Origin of the sequence: Luteimonas sp. WGS1318, from assembly GCF_043187535.1 — a bacterium.
Taxonomy (GTDB): Bacteria; Pseudomonadota; Gammaproteobacteria; order Xanthomonadales; family Xanthomonadaceae; genus Luteimonas.
The window spans coordinates 956,050-982,122 of record NZ_CP171131.1 but is presented as its reverse complement, the minus strand read 5'-3'; the positions used below and the strand labels follow the sequence as shown (position 1 = coordinate 982,122).

Genomic DNA, 26,073 nt, shown 5'->3' with positions numbered 1-26,073 from the left:
CCACGTTCGGCAGGACACCGGCCCGATCCGCCTTCTGCGGATTCGGCGCCCGGGCGAAAGCAGGCCATAGAGTCGCCGCCCTCCCCAATACGCCATGCCGGTTCGAGCAGTCGTCTGCGTTCTCCTTCACGGGGGCAGCGATCTGCGCGCCGGCGCAACGCAGCAAGGAGCAACGATGAAACTTGAATGGGTGATGTGGCTGGCCTCCGTGCTGCCGCCCCCCGCCGCCGATTCGCTCTGTCTGAGCACGACGGTGTACCTGGAAGCCCGCGACCAGTCCGTCCGCGGGCAGGAAGCCGTCGCCGAGGTGGCCCTGCGCCGCCAGGAGAGCGGCCTGTGGGGCGAGTCGATGTGCGAGGTGGTGACCGCGCGCAAGCAGTTCGCGCCGACGATCCTGTCGCCGAACACCAAGCTGGCCAACACCAATGCCTGGACACGCGCCGTCAGCGTGGCGCTGGAGTCCGAGCGCAACTGGTCGCTGCCGCCCGAGAAGCGCCGCGAAGTGGTGCCGGGCGCGAGTCACTTCATGGCTCACGCGATCGCGGCGCCGGCCTGGCGCAACGCGCAGCCGGTCGCGACGATCGGCGACCACACGTTCCTCCGCGTGCAGTCGCTGCGGCCGAGCCCGGCGGCGCGCGAGGCGCAGTCCCGCGGCTGATCAGCCCGTGGTGCGCGCCGTGCCACGGCGCGCGCATGATGGCGATGCCTCCAACTTCGGGACATCGCCATGCTGACGCTCTACTCAAAGCCCGGTGCCTGTTCGCTGGCCGACCACATCGTGCTGCAGTGGGTCGGCGCACCGTTCGAGGTCTGCATCGTCGACGCGACGATGATGAAGGCGGCCGACTTCCTCGCCCTCAACCCCGCCGGCGCGGTGCCGGTGCTGACCGACGGCGACTGGGTGCTCACCCAGAACGCGGCGATCCTCAACTATCTCGCCGACCGGTGCCCCGAAGCAGGGCTGGGCGGTGACGGATCCCCCGAGGGCAGCGCCGAGGTCAATCGCTGGCTGGCCGTGCTCAACGCCGATCTGCATCCGGCCTTCCATCCGCTGTTCGGAAGCACGAAGTACCTCGACGACGCGGATGCCATCGAGCGCACGCGCCGCCACGCCATGCAGACGATCCGCGGCCACTACGAACGCCTGGACGCGCAGCTCACGGGCCGCGACTGGCTGACCGGCGCGCGCTCGATCGCCGATCCCTATCTGTTCGTGACGCTGCAATGGGCGAAGCGCCTGAAGCTCGATCTCGGTGGGCTCGAACACCTGCATGCGTTCGACGCGCGCATGTTGGCCGACGACGGCGTACGCGCGGCGATGGCGGCGGAAGGCGTGCTTTAGGGAAGGTCTGAATCACTGCCGTCATCCCCGCGGCTTTCCAACGGACGCATGTCCGGTCAAGCGGGGATCCAGCGACTTCAAGCCTTGAAGATCAAAGGCGCTGGATGACCGGACATCCGTCCGTTGAAAGCCCCGGCCTTCGCGGGAATGACGGTCAAGAGCAGAATTGTTCGGACCTTCCTTGGCGGGCATCGAGCGCCGAGGACAGCGGCGCGCACGACAGGCGCCTGCAACGTACTCCAGCTGTGTGCGCGCACGGCGCGGCCCCCGGCGTCGCGCAGACCGCGAGGTCGTGCGGAGACGTCCGCCGCTGCCGCGAAGGCCCATGTGTGTTTCGACAGCAGGACGGCGGGAGGATCACACGCTTCCCATCGCTTGAGCCAAGCGGCAGCGGAGTGCCGCCTTCGCGGGAATGACGCGCAAGCGCGGCCGTGCCGGATCGTCGCCTGCATGTACACACACCGGTCACAGCACGCATCCGATGCCGGGATGCCCCGCTGCACGTGCCGATGCGCGGGTCAAGCACAGCGTTGGCACCTCGCCGCACGACTGGCGAATAGTTCACCAGCGATACGCAGCGCGCCGCCGCAGGGGCTTCGTGCGACTTACCCACAGACTTGTCATCGAGTCATCCACAAGCCCTGTGGATGATCCGGCAGCTAGTGCGTCATGCCGCGCAGGTCAAGCGCCGCATACCGCACGTCGCCGTGTGTATCAGTCGAACACGTCAGCGGGCACCCGCACCGCGCCGTCCATCAGCACGCGCGCCGAGCGCGACATGATCGCCTTGGCGACGGTCCACTGGCCGTCCACTTCCACGGCTTCCGCGCCGACACGCAGGGTGCCCGAGGGATGACCGAAGCGCACCGACGTGCGTGCACCGCCACCCGCGGCCAGATTCACCAGCGTGCCGGGAATCGCCGCCGCCGTGCCGATCGCAACCGCGGCCGTGCCCATCATCGCGTGGTGCAGCTTGCCCATCGACAGCGCGCGCACCAGCAGATCGACATCGCCGGCCGCGATGGCCTTGCCGCTCGACACCACGTGATCGCGCGGCGGCGCGACGAAGGCGACCTTGGGCGTGTGCTGGCGCTTCGACGCTTCGGAGACATCCTGGATGAGGCCCATCCGCACCGCGCCATGCGCGCGGATCGTCTCGAACATCGCAAGCGCTTTTGCATCGCTATTGATCGCCTCCTGCAGCTCGGCGCCGGTGTACCCGATCGAGGCGGCGTCGACGAAGATCGTCGGAATGCCGGCATTGATCAGCGTCGCGCGCAGCGTGCCAACGCCCGGCACGTCGAGATCGTCGACAAGATGGCCGGTCGGGAACATCGCACCGCCACCATCGCCCTCGCCTTCGTCGGCGGGATCGACGAACTCCAGCACGATCTCCGCCGCCGGGAACGTCACGCCGTCGAGTTCGAAATCACCGGTTTCCTTCACCTGCCCGTCGGCGACCGGCACGTGCACGATGATGGTCTTGCCGATGTTCGCCTGCCACACGCGCACCGCGACGGTGCCATCGCGCGGAAGCCGCGCCGCATCGATGAAGCCATTGGCGATCGCGAACGGACCGACCGCGGTACTGAGGTTGCCGCAGTTGCCGCTCCAGTCGACGAACGCGCTGTCGATCGACACCTGTCCGTAGAGATAGTCGACATCGTGATCCGGCACCGACGCCGGCCCGATGATCACGCACTTGCTGGTCGACGAGGTCGCACCGCCCATGCCGTCGGTGTGCTTGGCGTAGGGATCGGGCGAACCGATGACGCGCATCAGCAGCGCGTCGCGCTCAGGCCCGGGCACCTGTGTGGCGGCGGGCAGGTCTTCGAGGCGGAAGAACACGCCTTTGGAGGTGCCACCGCGCATGTAGGTGGCGGGGATGCGGAGTTGGGGTGCGTAGGTCATGGCGATCTCACTCGTGGTCGGCTCGTCCCCCTCGCGGGAGTGATGCTGCTTTGCTTGTCTCCCCTCTCCCCTTGCGGGAGAGGGGTTGGGGGAGAGGGGCGCTCTCCGTAACGCATTCCAGATCGCTTCGAGCACCGACTCAGAATGCTGCAGGATGTCGTCATTCCAGAAGCGCAGTACCTGGAAGCCCTGCGCTTTCAACCATGCGTCGCGAACCGCGTCTTCCGGCGACGCGACATGCTGGCCGCCATCTGCTTCGACGATCACACGCGCACTGAAATGCACGAAGTCGACGACGTAAGGACCGATTGGCTGCTGTCGGCGGAACTTATGTCCATCGAAACGGTGGGCGCGGAGATGGCGCCAGAGCAGTTGCTCGGCGTCGGTCATGTTTCGACGCAGCTGTTTGGCGAATGTGCGTTGATCCATTCCCCCTCTCCCCAACCCCTCTCCCGCAAGGGGAGAGGGGCTTAAAAACTTCAGGCCGCCTTCGACGACTCCAGAAAATCCTGCGCGAAGCGCTGCAGCACGCCGCCGGCTTCGTACACTGATGCCTCTTCGTCGGAATCGAGACGGCACAGAACAGGCACATTGAGCTGGGTGCCGTCGGTCCTGTTGATCACCAGCGTCAGCATCGCGCGCGGTGTGCAATCGCCGATCACGTCGAAGGTCTCGGTGCCGTCGATACCGAGCGTCAGGCGGGTCACGCCGGGCTGGAACTCCAGAGGCAGCACGCCCATGCCGATCAGGTTGGTGCGGTGGATGCGTTCGAAGCCTTCGGCGACGATCACTTCCACGCCCGCGAGCCGAACGCCCTTGGCCGCCCAGTCGCGCGAGCTGCCCTGGCCGTAGTCGGCGCCGGCGATGATGACCAACGGCTGCTTGCGCGCCATGTAGGTCTCGATCGCCTCCCACATGCGCACGACCTGGCCTTCCGGCTCGATGCGCGCCAGCGAACCCTGGCGCACCGTGCCGTCGACGATCGCCATTTCGTTGACGAGTTTCGGATTGGCGAACGTCGCGCGCTGCGCGGTCAGATGATCGCCGCGATGGGTGGCGTAGGAATTGAAGTCCTCCTCGGGCACGCCCATCTTCGCGAGGTACTCGCCGGCCGCGCTGTCGGCCATGATCGCGTTCGACGGCGACAGGTGGTCGGTGGTGATGTTGTCGCCGAGCACCGCGAGCGGCCGCATGCCGGTCATGGTGCGGGCACCGGCCAGCGCGCCTTCCCAGTACGGCGGACGGCGGATGTAGGTGCTCATCTCGCGCCAGTCGTACAGCGGCGCGACGCGCTCGCCGGTATCGACGTGCAGCTTGAACATGGGGCCGTAAACGGCGCGGAACTGCTCCGGCTTGACGCTGGCCTTGACGACCGCGTCGATCTCTTCATCCGACGGCCAGAGATCCTTGAGCGTGACCGCGTTGCCGTCGTGGTCGATGCCGAGCACGTCCTTCTCGATGTCGAAGCGCACGGTGCCGGCGATCGCATACGCGATGACCAGCGGCGGCGACGCGAGGAAGGCCTGCTTGGCGTAGGGATGGATGCGGCCGTCGAAGTTGCGGTTGCCGCTGAGCACGGCGGTCGCGTACAGATCGCGATCAATGATTTCCTGCTGGATCGCCGGATCCAGCGCGCCGCTCATGCCGTTGCAGGTGGTGCAGGCGAACGCGACGATGCCGAAGCCGAGCTGCTCGAGATCCGGCAACAGGCCGCTTTCTTCGAGATACAGCTGCACCGCCTTGGAACCGGGCGCGAGTGAGCTCTTGACCCACGGCTTGCGCGTCAGGCCGCGCGCGTTCGCGTTGCGCGCCAGCAGCGCGGCGGCGATGACGTTGCGCGGGTTCGAGGTGTTCGTGCAGCTGGTGATCGCGGCGATGATCACTGCGCCGTCGGGCATCGTGCCGTCGGTCGGCATCTCCCACGCACCGGCGATGCCGCTGGCGGCGAGATCGCTGGTCGCCACGCGCTTGTGCGGGTTCGATGGGCCGGCCATGTTGCGCACCACGCTCGACAGGTCGAAGTGCAGCGTGCGCACGTACTCGGCGCTGGCCAGCGAGTCGGCCCACAGGCCGGCGGCCTTGGCATAGGTTTCGACCAGCGCGACCTGCGTGTCTTCGCGGCCGGTCAGACGCAGATAGTCGAGCGTGTTGTCGTCGATGAAGAACATCGCCGCGGTGGCGCCGTACTCGGGCGCCATGTTGGAGATCGTCGCGCGGTCTCCGACCGACAGCGCGGCCGCGCCGGGTCCGCGGAACTCCAGATACGCGCCGACGACCTTCGACTTGCGCAGGAATTCGGTCAGCGCCAGCACGACGTCGGTCGCGGTGATGCCCGGGCCGGGACGGCCTGCGAGTTCGACGCCGACGATCTCCGGCGTACGCATCCACGACGCGCGACCGAGCATGACGTTCTCGGCCTCGAGCCCGCCGACGCCGATCGCGATCACGCCCAGCGCATCGACGTGCGGCGTGTGGCTGTCGGTGCCGACGCAGGTGTCCGGAAACGCGACGCCGTCCTGCACGTAGACCACCGGCGACATCTTCTCCAGATTGATCTGGTGCATGATCCCGTTGCCCGGCGGAATCACCTCGACGTTGTGGAACGCGCGCTTGGTCCAGTCGATGAAGTGGAAACGGTCGGCATTGCGGCGATCTTCGATCTCGCGGTTGCGGGTGAACGCATCCGGATCGTAGCCACCGCATTCCACCGCCAGCGAGTGGTCGACGATCAGCTGTACCGGCACGACCGGATTGACCTTCGCCGGATCACCGCCCTGGTCGGCAATCGCATCGCGCAGACCGGCCAGATCGACCAGCGCGGTTTGACCGAGGATGTCGTGGCAGACCACGCGCGCCGGATACCACGGGAAGTCGATGTCCTGCCGCAGCTCGATCAGCTGGCGCAGCGCATCGTCGAGCTGCGCCGGTTCGCAGCGCCGCACCAGATTCTCGGCGTGCACGCGCGCGGTGTAGGACATGCGGTCGTACGCGCCGGGCGCGAGGGCTTCGACGGCCGCACGCGCGTCGAACCAGTCGAGCTGCGTGCCGGGAAGGGGTTTGCGGTGCTGGCTGTTCATGGCTGGCTGTCTGAAAGAAGAGAGTTTTGAACGCTCGTCATTCCCGCGCAGGCGGGAATCCAAGGACTTTCGCAATGTGTGCTTGACGTCGAAGTAGTCGTCGGGCGTTCGACGGTTGAAAGAACGCTCATGCCTTCGCTTGAGCGACGAACAACATCAAAGTCGCTGGATTCCCGCCTGCGCGGGAATGACGGGCCATGGGTTCCCCGCGCGTGCGAAGACCCGTGCAGGTGCTGCTTACTTGCGCTCGGCGATCGGCACGAACGCCTGGTCCTCGGGGCCGGTGTAGTGCGCGCTCGGACGGATGATCTTGCCGTCGATGCGCTGCTCGATGACGTGCGCGCTCCAGCCGGCGGTGCGCGCGATGACGAACAGCGGGGTGAACATCGCCGTCGGCACGCCCATCATGTGGTAGCTCACCGCACTGAACCAGTCGAGGTTCGGGAACATCTTCTTGATGTCCCACATCACCGTTTCCAGGCGCTCGGCGATGTCGTACATCTTGCGGCTGCCCACTTCGTCCGACAGTTCCTTGGCGACCTGCTTGATCACCTCATTGCGCGGATCGCTGACGGTGTAGACCGGGTGGCCGAAGCCGATGATCACTTCCTTCTTCTCCACGCGCGCCTTGATGTCGGCTTCCGCTTCGTCGGGCGTGTCGTAACGCTTCTGCACTTCGAAGGCGACTTCGTTCGCGCCGCCGTGCTTCGGGCCACGCAGCGCACCGATGCCACCGGTGATCGCGCTGTGCATGTCGCTGCCGGTGCCGGCGATGACGCGACAGGCGAAGGTCGATGCGTTGAACTCGTGCTCCGCGTACAGGATCAGCGAGGTGTGCATCGCCTTGACCCAGGACTCGCGCGGCTCGTGGCCGTGCAGCAGGTGCAGGAAGTGTCCGCCGATCGAATCGTCATCGGTCTCGACGTCGATCGCGCGGCCGTTGTGGCTCCAGTGGTACCAGTACAGCAGCATCGAACCGAGCGACGCCATGAGCTTGTCGGCGATGTCGCGCGCGCCCGGATGGTTGTGATCGTCCTTCTCCGGCTGCACGCAGCCGAGCACCGAAACGCCGGTGCGCATGACGTCCATCGGATGCGCCGACGGCGGCAGTTCCTCGAGCGCCGACTTCACCGCCGCCGGGATGCCGCGCAGGGACTTCAGCTTGGCCTTGTAGCCGCGCAGTTCCGCTTCGGTCGGCAGCTTGCCGTGGACCAGCAGATAGGCGATTTCCTCGAACTCGCTGGTGCGCGCGAGATCGAGAATGTCGTAGCCGCGGTAGTGCAGATCGTTGCCGCTGCGGCCGACGGTGCACAGCGCGGTGTTGCCGGCGGCCGTGCCGCTCAGCGCGACGGATTTCTTCGGCTTGAAGCCGGGGGCGGTGGTGGCGGTGTCGCTCATCTGGAATCTCCGTTGGATGCCCGCGGGCACGGATGGAAAAATCGGGAGTGGCTTACTGCTTGTTGGATGCGAACAGCGCGTCGAGGCGCTGTTCGAAGGCGTGATAGCCGATGCGCTCGTAGAGTTCCTCGCGGGTCTGCATGGTCTCGACGACGGCCTGCTGCGACCCATCGCGGCGCACTGCGGCGTACACCGCTTCGGCGGCCTTGTTCGCCGCGCGGAACGCCGACAACGGGAACAGCTGGATCGCGACGCCCGCAGACGCCAGCTCGTCGCGCGTAAACAGCGGCGTGGCACCGAACTCGGTGATGTTGGCGAGCACCGGCACCTTCACCGCATCGACGAAGCGGCGATAGGTGTCGAGGTCATAGGCGGCCTCGGCGAAGATGCCGTCGGCACCGGCTTCGACGCAGGCGACCGCGCGTTCGATCGCAGCATCGACGCCATCGACCTGGATCGCATCGGTGCGCGCGATCAGGAAGAAGTCGGGATCGGTCTTCGCATCGGCCGCCGCCTTGACCCGGTCGACCATCTCGCCCTGCGACACGATCTCCTTGCCCGGCCGATGCCCGCAGCGCTTGGCGCCGACCTGGTCCTCGATATGGCACGCCGCCGCGCCGGCCTTGATCAGCGACTTCACCGTGCGCTCGATGTTGAACGCGCTCGCGCCGAAGCCGGTGTCGATGTCGACCAGCAGCGGCAGGTCGCAGACGTCGGTGATGCGGCGCACGTCGATCAGCACGTCTTCGAGCGTGTTGATGCCCAGATCCGGCAGACCCAGCGAACCCGCGGCCACGCCGCCGCCCGACAGATAGATCGCCTGGAAGCCGGCGCGCTTGGCCAGCAGCGCGTGGTTGGCGTTGATCGCGCCGATCACCTGCAGCGGCGATTCGGCGGCCAGGGCGGCGCGGAACCGTGCGCCTGCGGAAACGGTGGACATGGGGTCGACTCCGGGACTGCGGTGTACCGCGATGACGTGCAATCTGGCACCATCCGACTGGTTGATCAATCTTGATCGAATCAATCAATACATCGGAATTCACTGTGAATGCGAATGATGGCGACCTGATGTCCGCGGCGCAGGCCTGCGCCGCGCTCGGCATCAGCACCGCGACGCTCTACGCCTACGTCAGCCGGGGCCTGCTGGAGTCGCGCCCCGGCGCCGACCATCGGAGCCGCGTCTACCTGCGCCAGGACGTCGAACGCCTGACCCAACGCAAGCGCGCAGGCCGTGGCGCAGCGCGCGGTGCGGCGCAGAGCCTCGACCGCGGCCTGCCGGTGATGGAAACGCGGATCTCGCTGATCCGACCCGACAGCCCGTATTACCGCGGGCGTTCCGCAGTCGCGATGGTCCGCAGCGGCGCCACGCTCGAAGACACCGCGCGCCTGCTGTGGGATTGCGGCGATACCGATCCCTTCGACGCCGAGACCGGCGACTGGCCCGCGCGCGTCGCCGCGATCGCGGGCGATGCCAGCCTGCCGCCGATCGAGCGCGCGATGGCGGCGATCCCGTTGCTCGCGCCGGATCTGCGGCATTCGCTCAGCGCCGCACCTGCGGCCAAGCGCGGCGTCGCGGCGACACTGCTGCGCCAGAACGCAGCGCTGCTGGTCGCAGGCTCGCCGGACGCGCGCCCGGTGCACATCCTGCTCGCCGATGCCTGGCGCCCCCGCGATGCCGCTTTCGCCGAGCTTGTGCGCGCGGCGCTGGTGCTGTGCGCGGACCACGAACTCAACGTGTCGGCGTTCGCCGCGCGCGTGGTGGCGTCGACCGGCGCACATCTGCATGCGACCGTCTGCGCAGGACTCGCCGCTTTGTCGGGCCCACGCCATGGCGGCGCGACCGCGCGTGCGCACGCGCTGATCCGCGAAGCCTGCGATGCGCACTCGCCCGCTGCCTTCGTGGCCGAGCGCTGGCAACGCGGCGACGATCTGCCCGGCTTCCATCACGTGCTGTATCCCGACGGCGATCCGCGCGCCGCCGAAGTGCTGGCGATGCTCCGCGCGCGTCATGCGGACGATGCACGCATGCAGCAGGTCGAAGCGGTGCTCACCTCCGCGGCCGAGACCAGCGGCCGCCATCCCAACATCGACGGCATGCTCGCGGCGATCTGTTTCGTGCACGGCCTCCCTGCCACGCCGGCGCTGTGCATGTTCGCTGCCGGCCGGCTCGCCGGCTGGCTGGCGCATGCGCTGGAGCAACAGGAACTCGGCACGCTGATCCGGCCGCGCGCGCATTACAGCGGCGTCGCGCCGGCGGAATAGCGATGCGTTTCGTTGTGCGGGATGCGCCATCGTAGGAGCACGCTTCCGCGCGATGACGCATTTCCGCGACAGCCACATCGCGCGCGAGCGCGCTCCTACACGTTCAGCAGAGAACGATCGGACTGCGCCAAACAAACACACATCGCGGCGCCGCGCCGGATCTGTAGGAGCGCGCTTGCGCGCGATGGGCATTTCCGTTGAAACCGATCGCGTGTTCCGAACAGACGTGCGCCCACGATCCCATCCCGCACGTGCCGCAGGAATCAGCCCGCGTCCGCGCCCCGCGCCAGCACGCGGCGCACTTCCTCCAGCGCATTCGGATCGTCGAGCGTCGACAGATCACCGGGATCGCGAGATTCCGCCAGCGCCTGTAATGAACGCCGCAGCAGCTTGCCCGACCGCGTTTTCGGCAAGGCGTTGACCACGTAGACCCGTGCCGGGCGCGCGACGGCGCCGAGCTGGTCGGACACGGTGCGCATCATCTCGCCCGCGGTCGCGTGCTGCGCGTCCGCATCCGCCGACGCCTGCTTGAGCGTCACGAACACGATCGGCACCTGGCCCTTCAGTTCGTCGGCGACACCGATCACCGCGGCCTCGGCAACGGCCGGATGACTGGACACTGCTTCCTCGATCTCGCGTGTGCCGAGGCGATGGCCAGCGACGTTGATGACATCGTCGGTGCGGCCGAGGATGAAGGTGTAGCCGTCCTCATCCTGGATCGCCCAGTCAAGTGAGCTGTAGAGCAGTTCCTCGAAGTGCGAGAAGTAACTCGACAGGAAGCGCGCGTCGTCCTTCCAGACCGTGGTCATGCAGCCGGGCGGCAGCGGCGGCTGGATCACCAGCACGCCCTTGGTGCCGGGTGGCACCCGCTCGCCGGTGGCTTCATCGATCACGCGCAGGTCGTAGCCCGGCGTGGGCAGGCCGGGCGAGCCGAACTTGACGGGTTTCATCTCGACACCCGGCATCAGCGCCAGCACCGGCCAGCCGGTTTCGGTCTGCCAGTAGTTGTCGATGATGGTCGTGCCGCCGAGGCCTGCGCTGATCCAGCTCGCGGTGGGTTCGTCGAGCGGTTCGCCGGCGAGGAACAGGTAGTCGAGTTTCGACAGGTCGTACTGGGTCAGGAATTTCGCATCCTGCTTCTTCAGTACGCGGATCGCCGTCGGCGACGAGAACATCGTGCGCACGCCGTAGTCGGCGCAGATCTTCCACCAGATGCCGCCATCGGGACTGGTCGGCAGACCTTCGTAGAGAATGACCGTCGCGCCGGCGATCAGCGGGCCGTAGACGTTGTACGAATGTCCGACCGCCCAGCCCACGTCGGACGTGGTGAACATCACCTGCCCCGGGCGGATGTCGTAGATCGACCACATCGACAACGCCATCGCCACCGCATACCCGCCGACGTCGCGCTGCACGCCCTTGGGCTTGCCGGTCGTGCCCGAGGTGTAAAGCAGATAGCTGGGTTCGTTGGATTCGAGCCATTCCACCGGCACGTCGGTGCCGGCGCACTGCGCGCGGATCGTCGCGTAATCGACGTCGCGGCCTTCGACACGCGCGTAGCCGGGATCGAGTCCGCGATCGACGATCAGCACATGCGGCGGCGGCGATGTCGTCTCCGCGCAGGCGGCGTCGATCAGCGGCTTGTACGGAATCGTCTTGCCGCCCCGGCTACCGGCATCGGCGGCGATCAGCAGTTTCGGCGCCGCATCGTCGATGCGCAGCGCGAGGTTGTGCGCGGCGAACCCGCCGAAGACCACCGAGTGCACCGCGCCGATCCGCGCGCAGGCCAGCATCGCGAACGCGGCCTCAGCCATGTTGGGCATGTAGATGACCACGCGGTCGCCGCGGCCGACATCCAGCGCCTTGAGGACGGCGGCAAAATCGTTGACCTCGCGATACAGCTGCGCGTAGGTGATCTCGCGCGTCTCGTTGGTTTCCGTGGAGATCGCGACGAGCGCGCGCTGGTCGCCGCGCGCCTCGAGGTGCCGGTCGACGGCGTTGTAGCAGAGGTTGGTCTCGCCGCCGGCAAACCACTTGCGGAACGGCGGGTTCGAGTAATCGAGGATCCGATCCGGCGCCTTGTGCCAGTGGATCGCCTGCGCCTGCTCGCCCCAGAACCCTTCGGGGTCTTCGATGGAGCGGCGGTGGAAGTCCTCGTAGCCCATGTCGACACTCCCGTTGCGTATCCGGAAGGCTAGTCCTCGCGCGGAAAAGACGCGTTACGACAATGGTCTACCCCGTGCGTTCGCCCGACGCGCGCCCACGAAAAAGCCGGGCACATGGCCCGGCTTTCTCTCGACACTCTACTCGGCTCAGGCCAGCAGATGCGCCACGCCGCTGCGCTCTTCCTCGAGCTCGGCCAGGGTCTTGTCGATGGCCTTCTGGCTGAAGTCGTCGACTTCGATGTCCTTGACCAGGGTGTACTCGCCGTTCTCGGTGGTCACCGCGAAGCCGAAGATCACGCCTTCGGGAATGCCGTAGCTGCCGTCGGACGGCACGCCCATCGTCACCCACTTGCCGTTGCTGCCCAGCACCCAGTCGTGGATGTGGTCGATGGCGGCGTTGGCGGCCGACGCGGCCGAGGACAGGCCACGCGCCTCGATGATCGCCGCGCCGCGCTTGCCGACCTGCGGGATGAACGTGTTGGCGTTCCAGTCCGCGTCGTTGACCTTGTCCTTGAGGTTGACGCCCTTCGCGGTCGCGAAGCGGTAGTCCGGGTACATGGTCGGACTGTGGTTACCCCACACGATCAGGCCTTCGATGTCGCCCACTGCCACGTCGGCCTTGGTCGCCAGCTGGCTCAGCGCGCGGTTGTGGTCGAGGCGCAGCATTGCGGTGAAGTTGCGCGGGTTGAGATCCGGCGCCGACTTCATGGCGATGTAGGCATTGGTGTTGGCCGGGTTGCCGACCACCAGCACCTTGACGTCGCGCGAGGCGACCTTGTTCAACGCCGCGCCCTGCGCGGTGAAGATCTTGGCGTTCTCGAGCAGCAGGTCCTTGCGCTCCATGCCCGGGCCGCGGGGACGCGCGCCGACCAGCAGGGCGATGTCGGCGTCCTTGAACGCCACTTCCGGATCGTCGGTGCCGACGACATCGGCCAGCAGCGGGAACGCGCAATCCTCGAGCTCCATGATCACGCCCTTCAGCGCGGCCTGTGCCTTGTCGATCGGCAGTTCGAGCAGCTGCAGGATCACCGGCTGGTCCTTGCCCAGCATTTCGCCGGAGGCGATCCGGAACAGCAGCGCATAGCCGATCTGGCCGGCAGCGCCGGTCACGGCAACACGGACGGGAGTCTTCATGGAAATGTCCTTTCGTTCATGTGGAGGGGATGTTGTGGATCGGGCCGGGCGATCAGTAGATTCGATAACCCAACGGTTGCAGATGTCTGCCGAGCGCCGCGGTGTCGTACCCGCGGACGACCTCCTGGCCGATCACCGTCACCGGAACGCCCCGCGCGCCGATCGCACGCATGGCGCGCGCGCCCTGGGGGGTGTCGATGTCGAGCACGCGGTAACGCACCTTCGCCGAAGCGAACTCGGCCTGTTGCCGGCGGCAATAACCGCACCACTCCGCCGCCAACATCACGACACCGGTCTCGCCGGTGCCGGCACGCGGATCGTCGGGGTGCAGCGTCGGCGTCGCAGGGCCGCGCGCGTGCGCCCACACGCCAGCAAGCGCGAGTACACCGAGCAGCAGGAGGATGCGCATCCGCGCGCGCTCAGCGCAGTTCCGCGAAGAATTCGCGGATGCGGGCCAGCCCGGGCGCGAGCTGCGCTTCGGGGCAGGTGTAGCTGATGCGCAACGCGCGCGGCTCGCCGAACGCCGAGCCCGGCACGCAGGCCACGCCCTTGGTTTCGAGCAGCGCGTTGCACAGGTCGACGTCGTTGGCGATGTGCAGGTCGCCGTGCGACGTGCCGAAGGCGACGCTGATGTCGGGAAACACGTAGAACGCGCCGGCGGGTTTCGGGCAGACCACGCCCGGAATCTCCGCCAGCGCCGCCATCACCACGTCACGGCGCGCCTGGAATTCGGCGCACCTGGCCGTCGGCACGTCCTGCGGGCCGGACAGTGCGGCGACCGCGGCCGCGGTCACGACTTCCGGCACGTTGGTGATGTGGTTGGAGTTCATCGTCGCGAAGGCGTTTGCAACGGTCTCGGGACCGGCCAGCAGGCCGACGCGCCAGCCCGGCATGCCGTAGGTCTTGGACAGCGAGTCGACGAAGATCGTGCGCTCGCGCAGTTCGGGCCGCGCCTGCACGACGTTGTGGTAGCCGATGCCGTCGAACACCATCCGGTTGTAGATGTCGTCGGTGATGATCCAGGTGTCGGGATGGCGCACCAGCACGTCGGCCAGCGCGGCAATCTCGTCCCGCGTGTAGACCATGCCGGTCGGGTTCGACGGATTGTTGAACAGGAAGACCTTGGGCTTACGTGCCAGCGCGGCATCGAGCTGCGCCGGGCTCAGCTTGTAATCCTGTTCGGGCGGACACGGCAGCAGCTGGATATCGGCGCCGACGATCTCGGCGATGTCCAGATACGTCGTCCAGTACGGCGTGGCGAACGCGAAGCCGTCGCCTTCGTCGAGCAGCACTTCGGCCAGCGTGTAGAGGATGTGCTTGGCCCCGATGCCGCTGGCGCAGTGCGCGCGGGTGTAGCCCGGCAGGCCGATGCGATCGAGATGCCCGATGAACGCGTCGAGCAGCGCATCGCTGCCGCGGTTGCTGCCGTACTGGCCGCTGTCGTGGTCGAGCGCCTCGCGTGCGGCGGCATACACGTGCGGGCCGGGCAGGAAGTTCGGCACGCCGATCGAGAAGCTGATGATGTCCCGGCCTTCGGCCTTCAGGCGCTTGGCCTTTTCGGCGACCTGCATGATGGCGCTGGGCCGGGCACGGCCGATGCGACGGGCAAGCTGGGGCATCGCGGGACACCTCTCCGGACGGAACGCCAGGCCAGCGGGCCCGGCGGCAGAGCCCGAAATTTTAGCAGGCCTGCCGCGGACGGGCACGGCGCGGGGCGCTCAAACGACGACGCCGCGGACCTGGCGGGCCGCGGCGTCGACAGGCACCGGCCGGACGGCCGGCGCGGGACTCAGGCCGCGAGGACCTTGTTCCACTCCGCCACGCGGTCGGCCTTGGCGGCCAGCACGGCGTCGGCGTCGCCTTCGATCTTCACCGACTTGATCGCGTCGCCCTGCTTGATCGCGTCGACCACGTCCAGGCCCTCGGTGACCTTGCCGAACACGGTGTGCTTGCCGTCCAGCCAGTCGGTCTTGATGTGGGTGATGAAAAACTGGCTGCCGTTGGTATTCGGGCCGGCATTGGCCATCGACAGCACGCCGCGGTCGTGCTTCACGCCGTTGGTGGTCTCGTCCTCGAAGCGGTAGCCCGGGCCGCCACGGCCGGACCCTTCCGGACAGCCGCCCTGCACCATGAAATCGGCGATGACGCGATGGAAGCTCAGGCCGTCATAGAAGCCGCGCTTGGCCAGGTTGACGAAGTTGGCGACGGTCAGCGGCGCCTTGTCGGCGAACAGCTCGACGGTGATCGGGCCACGGTCGGTATCGAATACGGCGTTCAGGGACATGATGAATCCTGGAATGTGGAAAGGCCGCCGGCAGACCGGCGAACGGGCTAGATGCGGCCGCCGGCGGTCATTTCAAGCGGCCACCAAGGCCCCGCCGCCATGCCGCGCCGCAACACGGTATAATTCCGGGCTCTTTCACTGACTCTTGTGCGCCCCGGTCTTCGACTCTGGCGCAGCCTTGCCCATGTCCATCGAACGCCTGCGCAACATCGCCATCGTCGCCCACGTCGACCACGGCAAGACCACCCTCGTCGACTGCCTGCTCAAGCAGTCGGGCACCCTGTCGGAGCGGACCGTCCTCACCGAACGCGTGATGGACAGCAACGACCAGGAAAAGGAACGTGGCATCACGATCCTCGCCAAGAACACCGCCATCAACTGGCAGGGCAACCGCATCAACATCGTCGACACCCCGGGCCACGCCGACTTCGGCGGCGAGGTCGAGCGCGTGCTGTCGATGGTCGACTCGGTGCTGATCCTGGTCGACGCGATGGACGGCCCGATGCCGCAGACGCGCTTCGTCACCCAGAAGGCGTTCGCGATGGGCTTCAAGCCGATCGTCGTCGTCAACAAGATCGACCGTCCGGGCGCGCGTCCGGACTGGGTGATCGACCAGGTGTTCGACCTGTTCGACAAGCTCGGCGCGACCAACGAACAGCTCGACTTCCCGATCGTCTACGCCTCGGCGCTGCACGGCTACGCCAGCCTCGACGATTCCGCGCGCTCGGGCGACATGACCCCGCTGTACGAGGCGATCATGCAGCACGTGGCCGCGCCGGACGTCGACCGTGACGGCCCGTTCCAGATGCGCATCAGCCAGCTCGACTACAACAACTTCGTCGGCCTGATCGGCATCGGCCGCATCCAGCGCGGCAAGCTGAAGAAGAACCAGCCGGTCAGCGTGGTCGACCGCGAAGGCAAGAAGCGCCAGGGCAAGGTGGTGCAGGTGCTCGGCTTCCTCGGCCTCGAGCGCGTGGAAGTCGACGAGGCGCAGGCGGGTGACATCGTCGCGATCGCCGGCGTGCAGGACCTCAGCATTTCCGACACCGTCTGCCAGCTCGACGCGCCGGAAGCGCTGCCCGCGCTGACCGTCGACGAGCCGACGATCTCGATGACCTTCCAGGTCAACAATTCGCCGTTCGCCGGCAGCAAGGAACACAGCGGCGGCAAGTTCATCACCAGCCGCCAGATCCGCGAGCGCCTGGAGCGCGAGACGCTGCACAACGTCGCGCTGAAGGTCGAAGAGACGGCCGACGCCGACAAGTTCCTGGTCTCGGGCCGCGGCGAGCTGCACCTGTCGGTGCTGATCGAGAACATGCGCCGCGAAGGCTTCGAGCTGGCCGTGTCGCGCCCCGAGGTCATCATCAAGGAAATCGACGGGCAGCAGATGGAGCCGGTCGAGCAGCTGGTCGTCGACGTCGAGGAGATCCACCAGGGCGGCGTGATGGAGAAGCTGGGCATCCGCAAGGGCCAGCTCAAGAACATGGAATCGGACGGCAAGGGCCGCGTGCGCCTGGACTACATGATCCCGGCGCGGGGTCTGATCGGCTTCCAGAACGAGTTCAAGACGCTTACCCAGGGCTCGGGCCTGCTGTTCCACGTGTTCGACCACTACGGCCCGAAGGAAACCGGCTCGATCGCCAAGCGCAACAACGGCGTGATGATCGCCAATGCGCCCGGCATGACCCCGGCCTACTCGCTCGGACCGCTGGAAGAGCGCGGCCGCCTGTTCGCCGCCGAAGGCGACAACGTGTACGAAGGCCAGCTGGTCGGCATCCACTCCAAGGACAACGACCTCACGGTCAACGTCATCAAGGGCAAGCCGCTGACCAACGTGCGCGCGTCGGGCAAGGACGATGCGATCAAGCTGACCCCGGCGCTGAAGTACACGCTGGAGCAGGCGCTGGACTTCATCGAGGACGACGAGCTGGTCGAAGTCACCCCGAAGGAAATCCGCCTGCGCAAGAAGCTGCTGACCGAGAGCGACCGCAAGCGGGCGTCGCGCGCGGCGTGAGCCAGGCGCCCTTCCCGGCATGGCGGCCCAGCGCCGTCGGCCGGGCGGCGCTCGCGACCCTGTCGCACCGCATGCAGACGGCGTGCCCTCCGGGCGCGCCGTCTTTGCATCTGCGCCGCGCGGACCAGTGGCACGTCACCCTGTGCTTCATCGGCCACGAGATCGGTGCTGCGGTAATGCCGGCCCTGCTCGACGCCTTCTCTGACGCGGCGGCCCGCATCCCGCCGCATGCGTGGTCGGTCGAGCGCCTCGCCTACTGGCCGCAATCGGGCGCCGTGGTCGCGCTGCCGCATCCCTGCCCTGCGCTGCAGGCACTGTGCGACGCCACGCGTGATGCAGTGCGGCGCAGCGGCATCGTGCCGGCACAGGCCACGACGCGCCCGCACGTCACCCTCGCCTATCTCGACACCGGACTCGCCCCGCAATCGTGGCTCGACCCCATCGACTGTGCCGTCGAACCGCTCGCCGTCGACGGCTTCGAACTCCTGTTCAACCCGGGCGGACGCTACGATGCGCTCGCCGCCTGGCCACTGACCGGCACGTCGCTGCCATCGCCACCCCACCAGGCCGCCCTGTTCTGATGTCCGACTCCACGCCCTCCACCCACCGCGGGCTGCGCGCCATCGCCCTGTTCGAGGCCGCCAAAGGCGTGATCGCCATGCTCGGCGCCGCCGCCCTCGCGGCGATCGGCCCCGATGCGCTGCAACGCGAAGTGCAAGGCGGTCTGGCCCGGTTCGACATCGCGGCGCAGCGCGGCAGCAGCGCGCTGCTCGACGCGATCACGCCGCAGACCCTGCACATCGCGATCGCGGTCGGGCTGGTCTACGCCGGCATGCGCCTGCTCGAGGCCTGGGGGCTGTGGCGGCACCGCGCCTGGGCCTCGTGGCTGGGTTGCATCGGCGCGGCGGCCTATCTGCCGTTCGAGATCTACGCGCTCTGGCAGCACCCCGACTGGGTGACCTGGGGCGTGTTCGTGCTCAACCTGGTGATCGTGCTGGTGCTGGCCCGCGACCTGCAGCGACGGCGTCGGAACGCCTGATGGCAGGGACCCGGCATCCACCGGGCCGCTACCGCGCGCTCGGCGCCGCGGCACTCGCCGCGACGCTGTGGATCGCGACGCCGGTGCACGGACGCGGCCCCGAACGCACGGACGAGATCACGCTCGCGCGGGCGCTCATCGTCGATCACGGACTGAACCAGCTGTGCAGCCCGATGCCCGTCCCGGCGCATTCGACAGTCGCCGAGGTCCATCGCGCATGGCGGTCGCGCAATGCGACGGCGGTCACCCGTGCAGCCGAGCGTCTGGCGGGCCCGGATGCGGCCGACGCGCACAGCGGCGGCGCTGCCCGCGTCGGGCGGGCCGACCGCGACGCGATCGAGGCCCGCATCGAAGCGGAATTCATGCGCCTGTCCGCCCGGCATTTTCCCGAGGACCGGGGCGACGATGTCCGTTGCACGGCGTTCCTGGCGAAGGTCGAGAGCGGCGCCCTCGACGTCGCCGTGCCCGCCGCTGTCGACGACGCGGACGTCGACTAGGCGCGCACGCCCTGCGCGTGCTTGCGCACGATCAGCATCGCCGTCTCTAGCGCCTGCTCGTAGTTCAGCCGCGGATCGACCTGGCTCTTGTACGCGCGCTCGAGGTCGACCTCGGTCAGCGCCCGCGCGCCGCCCATGCACTCGGTGACATCCTCGCCGGTGAGTTCCAGATGCACGCCGCCGAGCCGTGTGCCGGCGGCCGCATGCAGCTCGAACGCCTGCTCGATCTCGCTGCGGATGTTGTCGAAGCGACGGGTCTTGTAGCCGTTGCTGGTGGATTCGGTATTGCCGTGCATCGGGTCGCAGATCCACAACACCCGCCGGCCATCGCGGCGGACGGCGTCGAGCAGCGCGGGCAGACGCTCGGCCACCTGGGTTGCGCCCATGCGATGGATCAGGCTCAGCCGGCCGGGCTCGTCGTCGGGATTGAGCACGTCGATCAGGCGCAGCAGCTCGTCGGGGGTCGACGTCGGCCCGACCTTGACCCCGATCGGATTGCGCAGCCCGCGGAAATACTCGACGTGCGCGCCGTCGAGCGCGGCGGTGCGCACGCCGATCCACGGAAAATGGGTGCTGAGGTTGAACCAGCCGTGCTGGCGCGGCACCTGCCGGGTCTGCGCTTCCTCGTAGGGCAGCAGCAGCGCTTCATGCGAGGTGTAGAAATCCACGCGGTTGAGGTTGTGGACCTGGGTGCCGGCCAGCGTTTCCATGAAACGCACGGCGTCACCGAGCCCGGACACCATGCGCTGGTATTCCTCGGCCAGCGGCGATTCGCCCACCCAGTCCAGGCCCCAGTACTCCGGGTGGTGCAGGTCGGCGAACCCGCCGTCGATCAGCGAGCGGACGAAGTTCATCGTCATCGCCGAGCGCGCATGCGCCTTGATCATGCGCCGCGGGTCCGGCGTGCGCGCCTCTGGCGTGAACGCCGGCGCGTTGACCACGTCGCCGCGATAGCACGGCAGGGTCACGCCATCCCGGGTTTCGGTATCGGCCGAACGCGGCTTGGCGTACTGGCCCGCGAAGCGGCCGACGCGCACCACCGGCAGGCGCATGCCGTGCACGAGCACCAGGCTCATCTGCAGCAGCACCTTCAGGCGGTTGGAGATGATGTCGGAAGTGCAGTCGCCGAAATTCTCGGCGCAATCGCCGCCCTGCAGCAGGAACCGGCGCCCGTCCTGGGCATCGGCCAGCTGCTGCTTGAGGCTGAGGATCTCCCACGACGTCACCAGCGGCGGAAGCGCACGCAGCTCCTGCTGCACGTCAGCGAGCGCAGCCGCATCGGGATAGGTCGGAAGCTGCTTCGCCGGGCGTGCGCGCCAGCCGTCGGGTTGCCAATCCGTCGACGGATTCACGGCATGCAGGCGGGCTTCGTTGAACGACGACATCGGCATTTCCTCGGGCAGTCCGCCAGCATGGCAGCTTGCTGCATCGCGTCAATTCTACGGCGGAACGTGGATTCAGCGGCGCGCGCGCAGACCGGCGAACAGCGCGAGACCCGCGAGCAGGACGAACCAGACCAGGCTCCATGCCGGCATCGACAGGCCAAGGAAGGTCCAGTCGACGGTGCCGCAATCACCGCTACCGGTCAGCACCTTCTGGATCAGCGTGGGCGTATCCATGGTCTGCCGCATGAACGAGAACGGCGCGCCACAGGCAACGAAGCCTGGCGGGTTCATCTGCAACCAGACGTGGCGTCCGGCAATGCCGATGCCGACAGCGGCCGCTGCGAATCCCAGCAGCCCGTAGGCGGTGCGTCCGCCGCCGCGCCGCGGCGCATGCACGCCCGCGACGAGCAGCACCACGCCGAGCGCCGCGAAGGCGATGCGCTGGAAGATGCACAGCGGGCACGGCTCCAGCCCCCAGGCCAGCTGCGAATAGATCGCAAACCCGATCAGCGCGAAACAGACGACGGCACCGGCGAGCATCAACGACCGGAAGGACCAGCGGGCAGGATTCATGGGCAGACCGGAGAAAGGGAACCAGCGCGATTATCGTGCGCGCCGGCGCAAACAAAAACCCCGGCCGGAGCCGGGGCTTTGTTCCATCGCCGACGGGAACCTGCGCGGCTGGCGCAGGTCGTCGTGACGGGTTTACTCGGCTTCGACCGATGCCTGCGGGCGATCGACCAGCTCGACGTACGCCATCGGCGCGTTGTCGCCGGCGCGGAAGCCGCACTTGAGGATGCGCAGGTAGCCGCCCGGACGCGCGCTGTAGCGCGGGCCGACGGTGGTGAACAGCGTGCCGACGGCTTCCTTGTCGCGCAGACGCGCGAAGGCGAGACGACGGTTGGCGACGCTGTCGACCTTGCCGAGGGTGATCAGCGGCTCTGCGACGCGGCGCAGTTCCTTGGCCTTCGGCAGGGTGGTCTTGATGAGTTCGCTCTTGATCAGCGAAGCGGCCATGTTGCGGAACATCGCTTCACGATGGGCGCTGGTGCGGTTGAACTTGCGTCCGGCTTTCTGGTGGCGCATGGGATGGATCCTTCGAAATGAATAGTGGGTCTGTGGCGTGCGTTGTCGCCGTCCCGGCGTTCGAACATGGACTGCGGATGGTCCGGAACCGGTCGTCCTTCACCGGCAACGCCGCGGGCTTCTGCCCGTCGGCGCGGTCTTGCATACAGCGTCAATGCAGATCGGGAGCCGCGGCTCGCGCCGCGTTTGCACTCCCAGCCCGGCGAAGCACGCCGGGCGTTCGCATCCCGCAACCGATGCCTCTGACGGCATCGGCTGCAGGCGGGATGCTTAGCCAAGCATGCCGTGAGCGGACACGCCGGTCGGCGGCCAGTTCTCGAGCTTCATGCCGAGAGCCAGGCCGCGCTGCGCCAGGACTTCCTTGATCTCGGTCAGCGACTTCTTGCCGAGGTTCGGGGTCTTGAGCAGTTCGACTTCGGTCTTCTGGATCAGGTCGCCGATGTAATAGATGCTCTCGGCCTTGAGGCAGTTGGCCGAACGCACCGTCAGCTCCAGATCGTCGATCGGACGCAGCAGGATCGGGTCGACGCCCGGGGCCTGCGGCTTCGCCGCGCCGCGATCGCGGTGCGTGAAGTCGCCGAACACCGACAGCTGATCGGTGAGGATGTCGGCGGCGGTGCGCACGGCTTCCTCGGCATCGATCGTGCCGTTGGTCTCGATGTCCAGCACCAGCTTGTCGAGGTCGGTGCGCTGTTCGACGCGGGCCGCTTCGACTTCATAGGCGACGCGACGGACCGGCGAGAACGAGGCGTCGAGCATCAGACGACCGATCGCACGCGTTTCCTCGTCCGGACGACGACGCGCAGCCGCCGGCTGGTAGCCGAAGCCACGCTCGATCTTCAGACGCATGTTGATCGACGCGTCCTTGGTCAGGTGACAGATCACGTGGTCGCCATTGAGGATCTCGACGTTGTGATCGGTCTTGATGTCGGACGCGGTCACGACACCCGGGCCGGACTTGGACAGCGACAGCGTCGAACTCTCGCCGGTGCCCATGCGGATCGCGACGTCCTTGAGGTTGAGCAGGACTTCGAGCACGTCCTCCTGCAGTCCCTCGATGGTGCTGTACTCGTGCAGCACGCCATCGATCTCGACTTCGGTAATCGCGAAGCCGGGAATCGACGACAGCAGCACGCGACGCAGGGCGTTGCCCAGCGTATGCCCGTATCCGCGCTCCAGCGGCTCGATCACGACCTTCGCACGGTTTCCTGCGAGGCGTTCGATCTGCGGGCCACGGGGACGCAGGACCTGGTTGGCGGTAGCCGTCATGTGTGTGTATCTCCTGGGGACCGCCGCGCCGGGGGGCGCGGCGAGGCCTGAATGAATTACTTCGAGTACAGCTCGACGATCAGCGCTTCGTTGATGTCCGCCGGCAGGTCGCCACGATCAGGCACTGCCTTGAACACACCACTGAACGCCTTCGAGTCGACCTCGACCCAAGACGGCGACAGGTCCATCGTCGACGACACGTTCAGCGCTTCCTGCACGCGGAGCTGCTTCTGTGCCTTCTCGGACAGCGCGATCGCGTCGCCCGCCTTGACCTGGTAGGACGGCAGGTTGACCGACTGGCCGTTGACCGTGACGCCACGATGCGAGACCAGCTGGCGCGCGGCCGGGCGGGTCACAGCGAAGCCCATGCGGTAGACGACGTTGTCGAGGCGCGTCTCGAGGAGCTGCAGCAGGTTCTCACCCGTGTTGCCCTTCTTGGTGGACGCCTTCTTGTAGTAGTTGCGGAACTGACGCTCCAGCAGACCGTAGATACGCTTGACCTTCTGCTTCTCGCGCAGCTGGGTGGCGTAGTCGGACAGCTTGCTGCGACGCGCGCCGGTACCGGCGCCGTGCTGGCCGGGCTTCTGCTCGAGCTTGCACTTCGAGTCGAGCGCGCGGGTCGGGCTCTTGAGGGAGAGGTCGGCGCCTTCGCGGCGCGCGAGCTTACAGGTAGGACCGATATAACGAGCCATTTCTTTATCGCTCCTTTAGACGCGACGCTTCTTCGGCGGACGGCATCCGTTGTGCGGGATGGGCGTCACGTCGATGATGTTGATGATCTTGTAGCCCACGTTGTTCAGCGAGCGCACGGCCGACTCACGACCCGGACCCGGGCCTTTGATGCGGACCTCCAGCGACTTCACGCCGTAGTCCAGCGCAGCCTTGCCAGCCTTTTCGGCGGCAACCTGCGCCGCGAACGGCGTGGACTTGCGCGAACCGCGGAAGCCTGCGCCACCCGACGTCGCCCACGAGAGCGCGTTGCCCTGGCGGTCGGTAATCGTGATGATCGTGTTGTTGAACGAAGCGTGGACATGCGCGATGCCGTCGGTGACGACGCGCTTGATCTTCTTCTTGGTTTTGGTTGCGGACGGCTTGGCCATAGTCTGAGTTCCTTACTTCCTGATGGCCTTGCGCGGACCCTTGCGGGTGCGTGCATTGGTCCGGGTGCGCTGTCCACGCAGCGGGAGACCACGGCGGTGACGCAGGCCGCGATAGCAGGACAGGTCCATCAGGCGCTTGATCGCCATGCCGACTTCGCGACGGAGGTCGCCCTCGACCACGTACTTGCCGACTTCGGCGCGCAGGCGCTCGACTTCGGGCTCGGACAGATCGCGGATCTTGGTGGTGGTCTCGACGCCTGCGGCTTCGCAGACCTTCTTCGACCGGGTACGGCCGATGCCGTAGATGCTCTGAAGCCCGACCCAGACATGCTTCTGGGCAGGCAGGTTCACGCCTGCAATACGCGCCATGCGCGGATTCTCCAACTGGTTTGGCTGCCGGGGGTTCAATCCCAGCAAAAAGGGAACATGAAATGATAACAGGGCCTCGGACTTTCAGGAAGCCCACGGCGCGAATGCGCCACGGACCCGGCATGGGGAGTGTGCCCATGCTCCGGCGAAGGCACCGGGGCGGCAGCCGGGGAATGCACCCCACCTGCCCCGCGCACTACTCTGGCGCGCGGAAAACCCGATACCACCCGCGCCCGAGACCGCCGCGCGAGTCGCCCATCTGAATCCCGGCGCGTGTGTCCGGGATTCCTGCCGCCCGGCCGGGCGGCGGATGCGGAACCGGCCAGGCCGGCTCCGCGGTGAACATTCCCTGCGCGGCATGCGCCGCGCAGGATCAAACGTGCCTCAGCGTGCCAGCCCGCCGCGCGATCCCTTGAGGTTCGCCTTCTTGAGCAGGCTTTCGTACTGGTGCGACATCAGGTGCGACTGGATCTGCGCGATGAAGTCCATGACCACGACCACGACGATCAGCAACGACGTGCCGCCGAAGTAGAACGAGGTGCCGAACTCGGCGCGCATGAACTCGGGCAGCAGACAGACCAGCACCAGGTAGGCCGCACCGACCGCGGTGAGCCGCGTCAACACGCCGTCGATGTAGTCCGCCGTCGCCTTGCCCGGGCGGATACCCGGAATCAGTGCGCCCGACTTCTTTAGGTTGTCGGCCGTCTCCTGGCTGTTGAACACCAGCGCGGTGTAGAAGAACGCGAAGCCCGCGATCAGACCACCGAACAGCAGCACGTACAGCGGCTCACCGGGGGACATGGCCTGCGCCAGACGCGCCAGCCATGTGGCCGAGCCCGCCTCGCCGAACCACGTCGACACCGTCGCCGGAAACATGATGATCGACGACGCGAAGATCGCCGGGATCACACCCGCCATGTTGAGCTTGAGCGGCAGGAAGGAGCTCTGGTTCATGTACGCGTTGCGACCACCCTGGCGGCGCGCGTAATTGACCGTGATCCGACGCTGACCCCGCTCGACGAACACCACGAAGAAGATCGCAGCCAGCACGACGATCAGCAGCAGGATCGCAGCGATCGGGCTCATGTCACCGTTGCGCAGCGAGTCGAAGGTACCCAGCACGGCGCCCGGAAGCCCCGCGACGATACCCGCGAAGATGATCAGCGACACGCCGTTGCCGATACCACGCTCGGTCACCTGCTCACCCAGCCACACCAGGAACATGGTGCCGGCGGTCAGTGCGACGATCGCGGTGAGCACGAAGCCCATGCCCGGCGCGTAGACCACCGGAATGCCGTTGTTCGCGCCCGAGCTCTGCAGCGCCATCGCGATACCCGCCGACTGGAAGATCGCCAGCGGAATCGCGCCGATGCGCGACCACTGGGTGATCCGGCGACGGCCCGACTCGCCTTCCTTCTGGATGGCCTTCAGGCTCGGCACCACCTGCACCAGCAGCTGCATCACGATGGATGCGGAGATGTAGGGAATGACGTTCAGTGCGAACAGGCTGAAACGCGACAGCGCACCACCGGAGAACATGTTGAACATGTCCACGATGGTGCCTTCCTGCTGCTCCATGAGCTGCAGCATGGCTTCGGGATTGACGCCCGGCACCGGGATGAAACACCCGATGCGATAGACGATCAGGGCACCGACCACGAACAGCAGACGCTGGCGGAGCTCGGTGAACTTACCGAGCCCGGCGCCAACCCCACCCATTGCGCTGCCGCTTCGCGACATC

The 26,073-nt window shown here is 67.1% G+C and carries 24 protein-coding genes and 1 pseudogene; 7 read left to right on the top strand and 18 right to left on the bottom strand.

The annotated features are described in order from the left end of the window. Positions 1–175: 175 nt before the first annotated feature. Both ACF3M1_RS04450 and ACF3M1_RS04445 read left to right on the top strand, forming a co-directional pair. Complete coding sequence (locus tag ACF3M1_RS04450) at positions 176–658, top strand: cell wall hydrolase (protein ID WP_394004268.1); 483 nt, start codon at positions 176–178, stop codon at positions 656–658. A 72-nt stretch (positions 659–730) separates the two neighbouring features. Continuing rightward, positions 731–1,342, top strand: coding sequence for a glutathione S-transferase family protein (locus tag ACF3M1_RS04445; protein ID WP_394005180.1), 612 nt, complete (start codon positions 731–733; stop codon positions 1,340–1,342). 714 nt (positions 1,343–2,056) lie between these two features. On the opposite strand, the gene prpF is transcribed toward ACF3M1_RS04445, so the two are convergent. From prpF to prpB, 5 genes and pseudogenes are all read right to left on the bottom strand, one after another. After that, positions 2,057–3,253 (bottom strand): 2-methylaconitate cis-trans isomerase PrpF, encoded by a 1,197-nt coding sequence (prpF, locus tag ACF3M1_RS04440; protein WP_394005179.1) that lies wholly within the window; start codon positions 3,251–3,253, stop codon positions 2,057–2,059. Between the two features lie 168 nt (positions 3,254–3,421). Further along, positions 3,422–3,643, bottom strand: a pseudogene (locus ACF3M1_RS04435) (DUF559 domain-containing protein); the annotation flags it as partial. Positions 3,644–3,732: 89 nt separating this feature from the next. After that, positions 3,733–6,330, bottom strand: coding sequence for a Fe/S-dependent 2-methylisocitrate dehydratase AcnD (gene acnD, locus ACF3M1_RS04430; protein ID WP_394004266.1), 2,598 nt, complete (start codon positions 6,328–6,330; stop codon positions 3,733–3,735). Positions 6,331–6,567: 237 nt separating this feature from the next. Continuing rightward, positions 6,568–7,728 (bottom strand): 2-methylcitrate synthase, encoded by a 1,161-nt coding sequence (prpC, locus tag ACF3M1_RS04425; RefSeq protein WP_394004264.1) that lies wholly within the window; start codon positions 7,726–7,728, stop codon positions 6,568–6,570. Between the two features lie 52 nt (positions 7,729–7,780). Continuing rightward, entirely contained in the window at positions 7,781–8,668 is an 888-nt protein-coding gene (gene prpB, locus ACF3M1_RS04420; RefSeq protein WP_394004262.1) for a methylisocitrate lyase, read from the bottom strand. Between the two features lie 104 nt (positions 8,669–8,772). Here prpB and ACF3M1_RS04415 point away from each other — a divergent pair, with 104 nt between their 5' ends. Continuing rightward, positions 8,773–9,990, top strand: coding sequence for a citrate synthase family protein (locus ACF3M1_RS04415; RefSeq protein ID WP_394004260.1), 1,218 nt, complete (start codon positions 8,773–8,775; stop codon positions 9,988–9,990). 263 nt (positions 9,991–10,253) lie between these two features. On the opposite strand, the gene prpE is transcribed toward ACF3M1_RS04415, so the two are convergent. The 5 genes from prpE to ACF3M1_RS04390 all read right to left on the bottom strand — a co-directional run bounded on the left by prpE (position 10,254) and on the right by ACF3M1_RS04390 (position 15,573). Then, positions 10,254–12,155: a propionate--CoA ligase gene (prpE, locus tag ACF3M1_RS04410; protein WP_394004258.1), complete on the bottom strand. Its 1,902-nt coding sequence runs from the start codon at positions 12,153–12,155 to the stop codon at positions 10,254–10,256. A 147-nt stretch (positions 12,156–12,302) separates the two neighbouring features. Next, complete coding sequence (locus ACF3M1_RS04405) at positions 12,303–13,289, bottom strand: malate dehydrogenase (RefSeq protein WP_394004256.1); 987 nt, start codon at positions 13,287–13,289, stop codon at positions 12,303–12,305. Positions 13,290–13,341: 52 nt separating this feature from the next. Beyond that, the gene (locus ACF3M1_RS04400) at positions 13,342–13,698 is read right to left on the bottom strand and encodes a glutaredoxin family protein (protein ID WP_394004254.1); all 357 of its coding nucleotides are present in this window, start codon (positions 13,696–13,698) and stop codon (positions 13,342–13,344) included. A gap of 10 nt (positions 13,699–13,708) precedes the next feature. Then, on the bottom strand, positions 13,709–14,908 hold the full coding sequence (locus ACF3M1_RS04395; RefSeq protein WP_394004252.1) for an aminotransferase class I/II-fold pyridoxal phosphate-dependent enzyme: 1,200 nt from the start codon (positions 14,906–14,908) through the stop codon (positions 13,709–13,711). Positions 14,909–15,078: 170 nt separating this feature from the next. Next, positions 15,079–15,573: a peptidylprolyl isomerase gene (locus ACF3M1_RS04390; protein ID WP_394004251.1), complete on the bottom strand. Its 495-nt coding sequence runs from the start codon at positions 15,571–15,573 to the stop codon at positions 15,079–15,081. Positions 15,574–15,757: 184 nt separating this feature from the next. Here ACF3M1_RS04390 and typA point away from each other — a divergent pair, with 184 nt between their 5' ends. The 4 genes from typA to ACF3M1_RS04370 are packed head-to-tail and all read left to right on the top strand — an operon-like array spanning position 15,758 to position 19,123. Further along, positions 15,758–17,587 carry a translational GTPase TypA gene (gene typA, locus ACF3M1_RS04385; protein WP_394004249.1) on the top strand — a complete coding sequence of 610 codons (1,830 nt, stop codon included), beginning with the start codon at positions 15,758–15,760 and terminating at the stop codon, positions 17,585–17,587. Then, the gene (locus ACF3M1_RS04380) at positions 17,584–18,168 is read left to right on the top strand and encodes a 2'-5' RNA ligase family protein (protein WP_394004247.1); all 585 of its coding nucleotides are present in this window, start codon (positions 17,584–17,586) and stop codon (positions 18,166–18,168) included. The genes typA and ACF3M1_RS04380 overlap by 4 nt, the downstream gene beginning before the upstream one ends. Beyond that, entirely contained in the window at positions 18,168–18,626 is a 459-nt protein-coding gene (locus tag ACF3M1_RS04375; RefSeq protein WP_394004245.1) for a DUF2127 domain-containing protein, read from the top strand. Before ACF3M1_RS04380 ends, ACF3M1_RS04375 begins: the two co-directional genes overlap by 1 nt. Further along, a complete protein-coding gene (locus tag ACF3M1_RS04370) occupies positions 18,626–19,123 on the top strand; it encodes a hypothetical protein (RefSeq protein ID WP_394004243.1) in 498 nt (165 codons plus the stop codon). Before ACF3M1_RS04375 ends, ACF3M1_RS04370 begins: the two co-directional genes overlap by 1 nt. On the opposite strand, the gene ACF3M1_RS04365 is transcribed toward ACF3M1_RS04370, so the two are convergent. The 8 genes from ACF3M1_RS04365 to secY all read right to left on the bottom strand — a co-directional run bounded on the left by ACF3M1_RS04365 (position 19,120) and on the right by secY (position 26,072). Next, the gene (locus ACF3M1_RS04365) at positions 19,120–20,508 is read right to left on the bottom strand and encodes a class II 3-deoxy-7-phosphoheptulonate synthase (protein WP_394004241.1); all 1,389 of its coding nucleotides are present in this window, start codon (positions 20,506–20,508) and stop codon (positions 19,120–19,122) included. The two genes, ACF3M1_RS04370 and ACF3M1_RS04365, sit on opposite strands and share 4 nt — an antisense overlap. A gap of 72 nt (positions 20,509–20,580) precedes the next feature. Then, positions 20,581–21,081, bottom strand: coding sequence for a disulfide bond formation protein B (locus ACF3M1_RS04360; RefSeq protein WP_394004239.1), 501 nt, complete (start codon positions 21,079–21,081; stop codon positions 20,581–20,583). Between the two features lie 132 nt (positions 21,082–21,213). After that, complete coding sequence (rplQ, locus tag ACF3M1_RS04355) at positions 21,214–21,594, bottom strand: 50S ribosomal protein L17 (protein ID WP_159679865.1); 381 nt, start codon at positions 21,592–21,594, stop codon at positions 21,214–21,216. A 270-nt stretch (positions 21,595–21,864) separates the two neighbouring features. Beyond that, positions 21,865–22,863, bottom strand: coding sequence for a DNA-directed RNA polymerase subunit alpha (locus ACF3M1_RS04350; RefSeq protein ID WP_394004236.1), 999 nt, complete (start codon positions 22,861–22,863; stop codon positions 21,865–21,867). 56 nt (positions 22,864–22,919) lie between these two features. Further along, positions 22,920–23,555, bottom strand: a complete 636-nt coding sequence (gene rpsD, locus ACF3M1_RS04345; protein WP_180545817.1) for a 30S ribosomal protein S4 — start codon at positions 23,553–23,555, stop codon at positions 22,920–22,922. 15 nt (positions 23,556–23,570) lie between these two features. Continuing rightward, a complete protein-coding gene (gene rpsK, locus ACF3M1_RS04340) occupies positions 23,571–23,963 on the bottom strand; it encodes a 30S ribosomal protein S11 (protein WP_096208142.1) in 393 nt (130 codons plus the stop codon). 12 nt (positions 23,964–23,975) lie between these two features. Then, the gene (rpsM, locus tag ACF3M1_RS04335; RefSeq protein ID WP_394004233.1) at positions 23,976–24,332 is read right to left on the bottom strand and encodes a 30S ribosomal protein S13; all 357 of its coding nucleotides are present in this window, start codon (positions 24,330–24,332) and stop codon (positions 23,976–23,978) included. 384 nt (positions 24,333–24,716) lie between these two features. Beyond that, on the bottom strand, positions 24,717–26,072 hold the full coding sequence (gene secY / locus ACF3M1_RS04330) for a preprotein translocase subunit SecY (protein WP_394004231.1): 1,356 nt from the start codon (positions 26,070–26,072) through the stop codon (positions 24,717–24,719). Between the last annotated feature and the right edge of the window lies 1 nt (position 26,073).